The sequence below is a fragment of the Ectopseudomonas alcaliphila genome (assembly GCF_900101755.1).
Taxonomy (GTDB): domain Bacteria; phylum Pseudomonadota; class Gammaproteobacteria; order Pseudomonadales; family Pseudomonadaceae; genus Aquipseudomonas; species Aquipseudomonas alcaliphila.
Window position 1 is genome coordinate 1,571,744 of the sequence record NZ_FNAE01000001.1, and the last position, 11,878, is coordinate 1,583,621.

8 protein-coding genes are annotated in these 11,878 nt (G+C 63.5%); all 8 read left to right on the forward strand.

Annotated features, from left to right (window positions below):
- Positions 1–49 precede the first annotated feature (49 nt).
- The 8 genes from BLR77_RS07405 (at position 50) to BLR77_RS07440 (ending at position 11,867) form a co-directional block, all read left to right on the forward strand.
- Positions 50–1,795, forward strand: a complete 1,746-nt coding sequence (locus tag BLR77_RS07405; RefSeq protein WP_074676365.1) for a potassium/proton antiporter — start codon at positions 50–52, stop codon at positions 1,793–1,795.
- Positions 1,796–1,924: 129 nt separating this feature from the next.
- Positions 1,925–5,275, forward strand: a complete 3,351-nt coding sequence (mscK, locus tag BLR77_RS07410; protein WP_074676367.1) for a mechanosensitive channel MscK — start codon at positions 1,925–1,927, stop codon at positions 5,273–5,275.
- A gap of 16 nt (positions 5,276–5,291) precedes the next feature.
- The gene (selO, locus tag BLR77_RS07415) at positions 5,292–6,755 is read left to right on the forward strand and encodes a protein adenylyltransferase SelO (RefSeq protein WP_074676369.1); all 1,464 of its coding nucleotides are present in this window, start codon (positions 5,292–5,294) and stop codon (positions 6,753–6,755) included.
- 377 nt (positions 6,756–7,132) lie between these two features.
- Positions 7,133–8,923, forward strand: a complete 1,791-nt coding sequence (locus tag BLR77_RS07420; protein ID WP_074676371.1) for an SLC13 family permease — start codon at positions 7,133–7,135, stop codon at positions 8,921–8,923.
- 58 nt (positions 8,924–8,981) lie between these two features.
- Positions 8,982–9,416 (forward strand): thioredoxin TrxC, encoded by a 435-nt coding sequence (trxC, locus tag BLR77_RS07425; RefSeq protein WP_074676372.1) that lies wholly within the window; start codon positions 8,982–8,984, stop codon positions 9,414–9,416.
- A gap of 179 nt (positions 9,417–9,595) precedes the next feature.
- On the forward strand, positions 9,596–10,039 hold the full coding sequence (locus tag BLR77_RS07430) for a PaaI family thioesterase (RefSeq protein ID WP_074676374.1): 444 nt from the start codon (positions 9,596–9,598) through the stop codon (positions 10,037–10,039).
- Between the two features lie 122 nt (positions 10,040–10,161).
- Entirely contained in the window at positions 10,162–10,959 is a 798-nt protein-coding gene (locus BLR77_RS07435; protein WP_074676375.1) for a universal stress protein, read from the forward strand.
- A gap of 266 nt (positions 10,960–11,225) precedes the next feature.
- Complete coding sequence (locus tag BLR77_RS07440; RefSeq protein ID WP_074676377.1) at positions 11,226–11,867, forward strand: flagellar biosynthesis protein; 642 nt, start codon at positions 11,226–11,228, stop codon at positions 11,865–11,867.
- Positions 11,868–11,878: the final 11 nt, after the last annotated feature.

Here is an 11,878-nt window from a genome sequence, read left to right on the forward strand (position 1 = left end):
GCGCCATGCATAGCGGCGCCCCACGTTTCCCAGCCAGGAGTACGCGCAGTTGGATGCCAGCGCCATCAATAATCTGTTCTTGATCGGCGCATTGCTGGTAGCGGTCAGTATTCTGGTCAGCGCGTTCGGGACGCGTTTTGGCATCCCCATTCTGGTGATCTTCCTCGGCGTCGGCATGTTGGCCGGCACTGATGGCCCCGGCGGCATCGTCTTCGACAACTATCCCCTGGCCTACCTGGTCGGCAACCTGGCGCTGGCGGTGATCCTGCTCGACGGCGGTATGCGCACCCGGGTTTCCAGCTTCCGCGTGGCCTTGTGGCCCTCGCTCTCATTGGCGACGTTGGGGGTGGTGATAACCGCGGGCCTGACCGGTCTGGCCGCCGCCTGGCTGTTCAACCTGACCCTGCTGGAAGGCCTGCTGATCGGCGCCATAGTCGGCTCCACCGATGCTGCTGCGGTGTTCTCCCTGCTCGGCGGACGCGGCCTCAACGAGCGGGTCAGCTCCACGCTGGAAATCGAGTCGGGTAGCAACGACCCGATGGCGGTGTTCCTCACCGTTTCCCTGATCGCCATGCTCGCGAGCGGCCAGACCGGCTTCAGCTGGGATCTGCCGATTCAACTGGTGCAGCAGTTCGGCCTGGGTGCCCTGCTGGGCCTGGGCGGGGGCTGGCTGCTGCTCAAGCTGGTCAATCGCATGGAACTGGCCGCGGGTCTCTACTCGCTACTGGTGGTCAGCGGCGGCCTGATCATCTTCGCCATCACCACCGCCGTGGGCGGCAGCGGCATCCTGGCCATCTACCTGTGCGGGCTGTTGCTGGGCAACCGGCCGATCCGCTCGCGCCACGGCATTCTGCATATGCTCGATGGCCTCACCTGGCTGGCGCAAATTGGCATGTTCCTGGTCCTCGGCCTGCTGATCACGCCGCACGAGCTGCTGCCCATCGCCCTGCCGGCCCTGGCCCTGGCGCTGTGGATGATCCTCTTCGCGCGACCGCTGTCGATCTTCCTCGGCCTGCTGCCGTTCCGTGCCTTCCATGACCGCGAGCGAATTTTCATCGCCTGGGTTGGCTTGCGCGGCGCCGTGCCGATCATCCTCGCGGTGTTCCCGCTGATGGCCGGCCTGCCCAATGCGCAGCTGTTCTTCAACGTGGCGTTCTTCATCGTGATCATCTCCCTGCTGCTGCAGGGCACCAGCCTGCCGCTGGCCGCCAAGCTGATGCGCGTCACCGTACCGCCAGAGCCCGTCCCCGTGTCACGCGCCGGCCTGGAAGTACACCCGACCAGCCAGTGGGAGCTGTTCGTCTATCGACTCGGCGCGGAAAAATGGTGCATCGGCGCGGCCCTGCGTGAGCTGAAAATGCCCGAGGGCACCCGCATCGCCGCGCTGTTCCGTGGCCGTGACCTGCTTCACCCCTCCGGCAGTACCCGCCTGGAAGCAGGGGATCTGCTCTGCGTGATCGGCCACGAGCACGACCTGCCGGCCCTTGGCAAGCTGTTCAGCCAGGCACCCAAGCGGGGTCAGGACCTGCGCTTCTTCGGTGATTTCGTGCTGGAAGGCGACGCCGAACTGAGCGCGGTTGCCTCGCTCTACGGCCTCAAACTGGATGAGGTGGAGGGCAATCAGCCGCTGGGCCGCTTCATCGCTCACGAAATCGGTGGCGAACCGGTAGTGGGTGACCAGGTGGAATGGCAGGGCCTGACCTGGACGGTCGCGGCCATGGAGGGGAACAAGGTGCGTAAAGTCGGCGTCAGATTCCCAGAAGGCACACGCCCTGGCCCCGGGCTGCACTTCTAGCAAGCAGTTGAAAACTACCTGCCAGGACTCTGCTAGCATCAGCATCACGCGCGGGCCACAAGGGCCCGCGTCTTCGTTGTGCCACAGGTATTCTCCATCGTTGCCGTTCACTCAGTAGATCAATCGACCATGCATCTGTCGCGCCTTTCCCTAGCAGCCGTTCTGTTTGCCCTGTTCATCGGCATCCCACCCGTGTTCGCCGAAGAACCACCGACAGCAGAGAGCGTGCAGCAGAGCCTGGACAGCCTGGCTGATCGCAAACTGCCGGAAGCCGAGCAACTGGCGCTCAAGCAGACCCTCGAACAAACGCTGCGCATGCTGCGGGACCGGCAAACCGCCGACCAGCGCCTCAACGACTTGCGCAAACAACTGGACGAGGCGCCACGCCTGATCAGCGAAGCACAGCGTGAACTGGACAAGCTCAAGGCCAGCCCAGAACAGCAGATCGCCGAGCGCCACGCACGAACCTCGCTCGCTCAGCTCGAGCAACTACTGAGCGAGCGCTCCACTCAGCTCAGCGAATGGAACAAGGCAATCATCGAGGCCAACAGCCTGGTGATCACCGCACAGACCCGGCCGGAGCGCGCCCAGGCGGAGATCAGCCAGAACCAGACACGCAGCCAGCTGATCAACGACGGCCTCAAGAGCGGTCGCTTCGATGGCAAGGCGTTGACTCAGGAGCGCCGCAATCAACTCACTGCAGAGCTCTCGCTGCTCGCGGCGCAAACCCAGCTGCGCCGCCAGGAACTGGCCGGCAACAGCCTGCTACAGGACCTCGGCAGCGCACAGCGGGCCCTGTTCGAGGAGCGCATCAATCGTGCGGAGCAGGAACGCCAGGCACTGCAAAGCCTGATCAACGAACGCCGCCGCGCAGAATCGGAACAGACCGTCGCCGAGCAATCGCGTGAGGCCGAGCGCGCCAGCTCGGACAAACTGCTGGCCCGGGAAAGTACGCTCAACCTCAAGCTCTCCGATTACCTGCTGCGCGCGACAGATCGCCTCAATGGACTGACCGAGCAGAACCTGCAAACCCGCCAGCAGCTGGACAACCTCAACCAGGCCAACCAGGCGCTTGATGAGCAGATCCGGGTGCTGCAAGGCAGCCTGCTGCTGTCGAGGGTGCTCTACCAGCAGAAGCAAGCGCTACCGAAGCTGAAACTCGAAGAGGGCTCACTCGCCAACGAGATCGCCGATATTCGCCTCTACCAGTTCGAGCTGAACAAGCAGCGTGAGGAGATCAGCGACCCCGCCCGCTATGTGGACAATCTGCTCAGCGGCCAACCGAGCGAGGAGGTCACGCCGGCACTGCGCAGCGCACTGCGCGACCAACTCAATACCCGGCGTGAATTGCTCGATCGCCTCAACCGCTCGCTGAATGCGCTGCTCAACGAGTCGATCACCCTGCAGCTCAATCAGAAGGAGCTGGAAAACACGGCAAGCAGCCTACGCGCCACCATCGACGAGCAGATGTTCTGGATTCCCAGCAACAAGCCACTCGATCTGGACTGGCTGAAATCGGCACCGCGTCGTCTCGAGCAGCAACTGGCCAACATGCCCTGGGGCCTGGCCATCAGCGAGCTCGGCGCCGGCCTGTTCGAGCGCCCGCTGGTGTTCCTGCCGCTGATTCTGCTTTGCGCCCTGATCCTCTGGCGGCGCCAGTACCTGTTCAGCAAGCTCGGCGCGCTGCATGGCGACATTGGTCATTACAAGCACGACAGCCAGCTGCACACGCCCATGGCGCTGGGACTCAACATCATCCTGGCGTTGCCGGTAACGCTGTTCCTGGCACTGTGCGGCTACGCTCTGCTGCATGATGCACGCGGGCAGAACCTCTACCTGGGCGCCGCGCTCTACGAGATGGCCGAGGCCTGGCTGGTGTTCTACACCCTGCACCGGATTCTCTCCCCGGATGGCGTGGCCATCCTGCACTTCCACTGGCCACCGGCCAACGTCGCCTTCTTCCGTCAGCACCTGCGTCGCCTGGGGCTGGTGGTGATGGCCCTGGTGGCCGTGGTGAGCATCGCCGAGCACCAGCCGGCGAGCCTGGCCGGCGACGTGATCGGCATCATCGTGGTGCTGAGCTGCTATGCCCTGATGGCCTGGCTGCTGTTCCACCTGCTGTTCAGCGCACCGCTGCGCGAGAACACCTCGGGGCTGCGCACCGGCGTCGGCGTGCTGTTCAACCTGCTGCCGCTGGCGCTGATCGGCGCAGTCGCCTTCGGCTATTACTACACCGCACTCAAGCTCACCGACCGGCTGATCGATACCCTGTACCTGCTGATCATCCTGCTGATCGTCGAAGCCACGCTGGTACGCGGCCTGAGTGTGGCGGCACGGCGCCTGGCCTATCAGCGCGCCCTGGCCAAACGCCAGGCGCAGAGCAAGGAAAGCCTGGATGGCGAAGCACCGGTGGAAGAGCCCACTCTGGACATCGAGCAGGTCAACCAGCAGTCCCTGCGCCTGATCCGCCTGGCCCTGCTCGGCGGTTTCCTGGTCTGCCTGTACGCGGTCTGGGCCGATCTGATCGGCGTATTCACCTACCTCGATACGGTCACTCTCTACGAATACAGCAGCGGCTCCGGGGACAGCGCGACATTGGTGCCCATCAGCCTGATGGACGTGATCGGTGCACTGATCATCGTCGCCATCACCGTGGCCCTGGCCCGCAACCTGCCCGGCCTGCTTGAGGTACTGGTGCTGTCACGCATGCGCCTGGCGCAGGGCAGCGCCTATGCCACCACCACCCTGCTGTCCTATGCGCTGGTGGCCATCGGCATCGTCACCACGCTGTCGACGCTGGGGGTGAGCTGGGACAAGTTGCAGTGGCTGGTGGCGGCGCTATCGGTCGGCCTGGGCTTCGGCCTGCAGGAAATCTTCGCCAACTTCATCTCCGGCCTGATCATCCTGTTCGAGCGCCCGGTGCGTATTGGTGACGTGGTGACCATCGGTAACCTCTCCGGCACGGTGAGCAAGATCCGCATCCGCGCCACCACCATCACCGATTTCGACCACAAGGAAATCATCGTTCCGAACAAGACCTTCATCACCGGCCAGTTGATCAACTGGTCGCTGAGCGACACGGTTACCCGCGTCACCCTCAAGGTCGGCGTCGGTTATGGTTCGGACCTCGACCTGGTGCGCAAGCTGCTGCTGCAGGCAGCGCAGGAAAACCCGCGAGTGCTCAAGGAGCCGGCGCCCATCGTCTACTTCCTCAATTTTGGCGAGAGTACGCTCGACCACGAGCTGCGTATCCACGTGCGCGACCTCGGCGACCGCAACCCGGCCACCGACGAGATCAACCGCTTCATCGACCGCGAGTTCCCGAAGAACGGCATCAACATCGCCTTCCGCCAGGTCGAGGTGTACGTAAAGAATCTCGAGCATGGCGAGCAGAAGCTCGACCAGAAGAGTCTGGCCAAGGCCGCCGCCGCAGGAGCCGCCGGGGTGCAACAAACACCCCAGCCGCCCACAACGCCTTAAGCAGTCAGGAGCCCAGGTGAAAAATCTCGACACGCTGACCTTCGACAACCGCTTCGCCCGCCTTGGTGATGCCTTCTCCACCGAGGTGCTGCCCGAACCCATCGAGCAGCCACGCCTGGTGGTGGCGAGCGAGGCGGCCATGGCCCTGCTCGATCTCAACCCTGCAGAGGCACAGCGCCCCGAGTTCGCCGAACTGTTCGCCGGGCACAAGCTGTGGGAAGAGGCCGAACCTCGCGCCATGGTCTATTCCGGCCACCAGTTCGGCGGCTACACCCCACGCCTGGGCGATGGTCGTGGCCTGCTGCTCGGCGAAGTGGTCAACCAGAGCGGCGAACATTGGGATCTGCACCTCAAAGGCGCCGGTATGACGCCTTACTCGCGTATGGGCGACGGCCGCGCGGTGCTGCGCAGCTCGATCCGTGAATTTCTCGCCAGCGAACACCTGCACGCCCTGGGCATCCCCAGTTCGCGAGCGCTGTGCGTGACAGGTTCTGGCACGCCAGTGTGGCGCGAGAAGCAGGAAAGCGCCGCCATGGTGATGCGCCTGGCGCAGAGCCATGTGCGCTTCGGCCACTTCGAATACTTCTACTACACGCGCCAGCACGAGCACCTGAAGACCCTTGGCGAACACGTCATGGCCTGCCACTTCCCGCATTGCCTGGAACAGGACGAACCCTGGCTGGCGCTGCTGCGCGAGGTGATCGAACGCACCGCCGCAATGATCGCCCACTGGCAGGCCTATGGCTTCTGCCATGGCGTGATGAACACCGACAACATGTCGATCCTTGGCATCACCTTCGACTACGGCCCCTATGCCTTCCTCGACGACTTCGACGCCAATCACATCTGCAACCACTCCGACGACACTGGCCGCTACAGCTTCAGCAACCAGGTGCCCATCGCGCACTGGAACCTCGCCGCTCTGGCCCAGGCCATGACCCCATTCGCCTCCGTGGACAAACTGCGTGAGGCGCTGGACCTGTTCCTGCCGCTGTATCAGGCACACTACCTCGACCTGATGCGCAAGCGCCTGGGCTTCACCAGCGCCGAGGATGAGGATGAAGCGTTGATCCAGCGCCTGCTGCAACTGATGCAGGCCGGTAAATCCACCGACTACACCTTGTTCTTCCGCCGCCTTGGCGAACAGGCGCCTGCCGAAGCGCTGAAAGTCGTGCGTGAGGATTTCGTCGACCTTGCGGGCTTCGATGCCTGGGGCCAGGACTACCTGGCGCGCTACGCCCTGGAAGGTGGCGAGCAGAGCGAACGCCAGGCGCGCATGCACGCGATCAACCCCCGTTACATCCTGCGCAACTACCTGGCGCAGCAGGCCATCGAAGCGGCCGAGGGCGGCGACTATGGCCCGGTGCGCGAACTGCACAGCGTGCTGTCACGACCGTTCGACGAGCAACCCGATATGCAACGCTATGCCGAACGCCCGCCGGAGTGGGGCAAGCACCTGGAGATCAGCTGTTCGTCGTAAATATGGCGTGCCCCTGGCCGTAGGGTGCGCCGCGCGCACCAACAGTCCGCGACCGCGCAGGATAGAACCCATCACCGCTGCCAGCGGGTTGCACCCGCCCTACTAAAACAATCAGCTCAGGTTGGTGGATAACGCGCCAGCCACCCAAGCTGGACGTCTTATCTATTAAATCGAAATGGCATATCAATCTGCCCAAACATTCTTAGACTATCTAAAAGAACCCCTCTATCTTGGCGCCCTGCCAGGCCGCCCAGTGCGTGCCCGATACCTCACACGAGATTCGACGCAAAGAATCTGTCCCCGATCCTGCTGGCCGGGACCTGCTGCCCAAACAGCCAGGCCGCCTAGCCGATCAGAGGCCGGTTCTAAGGATTTTCATGCTCTGGGACTCCCTGCCCCTGCTGTTTGTCGGCGCCCTGCTGGTCTGGGTGCTCTATGCCTTCGTTCGCGAAAAGTGGAGCCCGGACATCGTCGCCGCCATCGCCGTGGCCGCCTTGCTGGTCAGCCAGCTGCTGACGCCAGGCGAAGTGCTCAGCGTGCTGTCCAACTCGGCCCCCGTCACCATCGCCTGCATGTTCGTGTTGTCCGCCGCGCTGGAGCGCACCGGCTGCATCGACGCCCTCGGTAACTGGCTGGGCAATCTGGTCGGCACCAGCCCGATTCGCGTACTCACCGGCCTCACCGTCACCGCACTGGTGGTATCCGCCTGCCTGAACAACACGCCGGTAGTGGCTATCCTCACCCCGGTGGCGATCGCCCTGGCGCGCCGCGCCGGCACCCTGCCATCCAAACTGCTGATTCCGCTGTCCTACGCCACCATCCTCGGCGGCACCCTGACCATGATCGGCACATCGACCAACATCCTGGTCGACGGCGTAGCACGCAAGGCCGGCATGGAGCCCTTCGGCATTTTCGAGATCACCGGTGCGGGTCTGATCCTGGCCACGGTCGGCATGCTTTACTTGCTGACCATCGGCCGCCACCTGCTGCCAGAGCGCGAGACCCTGTCGCGCCAGCTGCGCCCCGACCTGTCGCGCACCTTCATGACCGAACTGCTGGTGCCGCATGACTCGCCGATGATCGGCAAGACGCTGCACGACGCCAACCTCAACGGCGGCAGCGGCCTGCAGGTGCTCAAACTGTTCCGTGAAGAGCAGGAGCTGACCGCCCCCGGCGCCGACACCCTGCTGGCCAGCGGCGACCGCCTGGTGCTGCACGGCCAGGTCAAGGATGTGGTGGAGCTGCGCGAGAGTGGCCACCTGAGCTTCAACCGTGGTGACGCCTTCGAGACCATCAGCAGCCACGACGTGATCCTTGCCGAAGCCATAGTCGGGCGCAACTCACGCTACAGCCACCGGCCGATGCGCGATCTGGACCTCACCGCGCGCTACGGCATCGCCGTACTCGCCGTGCATCGCCAGGACGAAAACGTGCAGGGCAACCTCGATGATTTCGAGCTGCAATTCGGCGACGTGATGCTGGTCGAGGGCACCCCTGCGCAGATCAAACGCTTCGCCGACAACGGCGAGCTAATCAGCCTCAACGCCGTGCAGGAGCGCGCCTTCCGTCGCGACAAGGCGCCGATCGCCATTCTCTCGACCCTGGCCGTGATGCTGCTGGCCGCTTTCGGCGTGATGCCCATCGAGGGCCTGGCGATCATCGGCGCAGTCACCGTGCTGGCCACTCGCTGCCTGGACGTGGAGGACGCCTACAAGGCGGTGGACTGGAAGATCCTCAGCCTGATCTTCGGCATGCTGGCCATCAGCATCGCCATGGACAAGGTCGGCCTGGTCAAGCTGCTGGTGGAGAACCTCATGGGCTGGCTGCCCTGGGCCGGCCCACTGCTGATGCTGAGCCTGATCTATCTGCTGACCTCAGTGCTCACCGAAATGCTGTCGAACAACGCCGTGGCGGTGCTGATCACGCCCATCGCCATCGGCCTGGCCCAGCACCTGGGCATCGACCCGCGCGCCTTCGTGGTCGCGGTGATGTTCGCCGCCAGCGCCAGCTTCGCCACGCCCATCGGCTACCAGACCAACACCTTCGTCTACAACGCCGGTGGCTACCGCTTCACCGACTTCATGAAGGTCGGCATTCCTCTCAACCTGCTGCTGTGGGGCGTGGCCACCCTGGTCATCCCCTGGTTCTTCCCACTGACGCCGGTCTGACTTGATATCCGCAGGCGATGGCTCCATCTAAAGCGCATGACCCACGGAGCCTCGCCCCATGTCCGATCCCCTGCTGATCCCCTGCCCGCACTGCAACGGGCTCAACCGCATTCCCGCCGAGCGTCTGAGCGATGCCCCACGCTGCGGCCGCTGCAAGAGTGAAGTGCTGCCTGCTGCGCCCATCACGCTCACCCAAGCCAACTTCGCCAGCCAGTTGAAGGGCGACCTGCCGCTGCTGGTGGACGTCTGGGCCAGTTGGTGCGGTCCCTGCCAGGCCTTTGCACCGACCTTCCAGCAGGCCGCCGCACAACTGCAAGGCCGTTGCCGCCTCGGTAAACTCGATAGCGAAGCCAACCCCAACCTGGCCGGGCAACTCGGCATCCGCTCCATTCCCAGCCTGATCCTGTTCAAGGGCGGCGTCGAAGTCGCCCGCCAGAGCGGCGCCATGCCGCTGCCGCAACTGCAGGCCTGGTTACGTCAGCAGGGCATCTAGAATGCACCTGTAGCCCGGATGCAATCCGGGGATAGCCGGCACGCAATTTCCCGGATTGCATCCGGGCTACGTGTCTGGGGCTCTTGAGCGCTTCGGTCAGTCGCCACGGGCGCTGTGGTCAATTGCAGCGGGCCAACCACCCCGTAGTCTGGCAAAACGCCCTTTCAAGGAGTTTCGCCATGTCGCTGCCCGTGGAAATCGCTCGCCAACTCACCGAAGAGCAGATCGCCTTCGTCAAACGCAGCGGCCTCAAGGCCGAGACGCTGGAGCCAGGCTTCGTACGCCTGCGCATGCCCCTGCAAGGCAACCAGAACCATATCGGCAGCATGTACGCGGGCGCCCTCTTCACCCTCGCGGAAATACCCGGTGGCGCGCTGTTTCTGACCAGCTTCGACGTCCAGCGCTTCTACCCCATCATCAAGGAAATGAACCTGCGCTTTCGCCGCCCGGCCACGGGAGACATACAGGTCGAGGCCCGTCTCTCGGCCGAGGAAATCACCCGCCTGGAAGAACAGGCGAGCCAGCAAGGCAAGGCCGAGTATCTGCTGGAACTGCAACTGACCGACGGCAACGGAGAAGTGGTCGCAGAAAGTCGCGGTCACTACCAATTGCGTTTACGCTGAACCGCGCCGCGACCTGCATTCGCAATCGGTAACAGTCTGCGACCTTGCCATAGGTCAAAAGAGCGGCTATCTGAACAGGCACAATAAAATTGCCGAAGGGTATCGGCAGGAGAGCCGTCACCATGTTCAACCATATTCTTATTGCCCACGATCTGCGCGACACCGCTGACATGGCGCTGTGCCGTGCCACGCAGTTGGCTCAGCAGCACAACGCACGCCTGAGCATCCTGCATGTGCTCGACCCCAGCCAGAGCAGCGAACAGCACGAAAAAGCGCGCCAAGCGCTGGATCGCAGCCTGACCCAATATGCCCCACCTGGCACCGAACTGCGCATGCTCAGCGGCAAACCTTCGGAGGTCGTCCTGCAACAGGTTCAGGACAGTGGCTGCGACCTGCTGGTGCTGGGCGGGCACCACCAGCGCCATGACTTCTTCTCCGGCACCAGCCTCGATCGCATCGCCCGCCGCTGCACCGTGCCGCTGCTGCTGGTCGCACGCAACGACGTCCAGCCATATAAGCGGGCGCTGGCGGCCATCGACTTCTCCCTGTGCGCCTGCAGTGCCCTCGGCCAGGCCTATCGCCTGCTGCCCGGCGATGCCGAGCTACACGCCCTGCATGTATTCGAGCCGGACAAGGGCACGCCGCAAGAGGTCGAACTGCAGCTTCAGACCCAGCACGGCCTGATCGATCAGTTGCTGCAGGACGAGGCGCAAAGCCTGCCGCCTGGCGGTCCGAAGCTGAGCCACGAAGTGCTGCAGGGCGGTATCCTGCGCAGCCTGCAGGAGCAGATCAAGACGCGCCGTGGCGAACTGCTGGTTCTCGGTAGCCACGGCCGCAGCGCCTTCTCCCAAGCCCTGCTGGGCAGCCTGGCGCAGCACTTCCTGCACAAGGCGCCCTGCGACGTGTTCGTGGTGCGCTGAAACCATCGCGAGGATCCTCGCGTTTGGATAGCCGCCCGGCGATCCACGCCCCATGCGTCTCCCCCAGGGCGGCCCACCGGCCGCCCTTTGCAATACCGTAACAACTCCGTCTGCCGAACAGCGACCAGCAGGCCCGCAGCCGGCATCCAAACACCTACTCGATTGCGCTGCCACGGCTGCCAGCTGCATGGATGCCAAATAGCCATCGTCCTTGTAGAATCGCCCCCGCCTAAATGGCCAAAACGATGCATTCAAGGAGTAGTTCTATGAGTATGGAAAAGATGTTCAGAATGGCCGCCGTTACACTCCTGCTCGCGCTTTGCGTTGGCTGCGCAACGAGTCGTTCCGAGATCGATGTGAAGGTTCCGTCACTGGAGCTGGCCGCTAACCCCGAAGCCGGCAACGGCAAGAAGGTGTACATCAGCGCAGTCGATGAACGCGTTTTCGAAATCAAGCCTGACCAGGCCGACATCCCGTCGCTGAAGAATGCGGAAACGACTGACCGCTCGATCACCGAGCGGGCCGTTGGTCGCAAGAGAAATGGCTACGGCAAAGCGCTTGGGGACGTTTTGCTGCCATCTGGCCGCACCGTTTCCGCCCTGGTCGAAGAGTCCGTGGCCTCTGCCTATCGGCAAGCCGGCTATGACGTGGTGACAGAGCCCAACGCCGCTGGCGCTACCGAGGTGAAGGTTCGCGTCAAGGAGTTCTGGTCATGGTTTTCGCCAGGCTTCTTCTACGTGACGGTCAACAACAAGTCGCGCCTGAACATCGAAGCTGCAGGCCAACCGAACATGGAGATCGTCACGCTGAAAAGCGATGGCATGCAAGCCGTTACCGATAGCGACTGGAAAGCCATCACGGAAGCCGGTCTCAAGGAAATCGCTCAGGAAACCGCCAACAAACTCTGAAGCATCAAGCT

Bases quoted from the DNA above. Each gene is read 5' to 3' on its own strand.
- mscK (WP_074676367.1), top strand. From the start codon at position 1,925: ATGCATCTGTCGCGCCTTTCCCTAGCAGCCGTTCTGTTTGCCCTGTTC.
- BLR77_RS07420 (WP_074676371.1), top strand. From the start codon at position 7,133: ATGCTCTGGGACTCCCTGCCCCTGCTGTTTGTCGGCGCCCTGCTGGTC.
- trxC (WP_074676372.1), top strand. From the start codon at position 8,982: ATGTCCGATCCCCTGCTGATCCCCTGCCCGCACTGCAACGGGCTCAAC.
- BLR77_RS07430 (WP_074676374.1), top strand. From the start codon at position 9,596: ATGTCGCTGCCCGTGGAAATCGCTCGCCAACTCACCGAAGAGCAGATC.
- BLR77_RS07435 (WP_074676375.1), top strand. From the start codon at position 10,162: ATGTTCAACCATATTCTTATTGCCCACGATCTGCGCGACACCGCTGAC.
- BLR77_RS07440 (WP_074676377.1), top strand. From the start codon at position 11,226: ATGAGTATGGAAAAGATGTTCAGAATGGCCGCCGTTACACTCCTGCTC.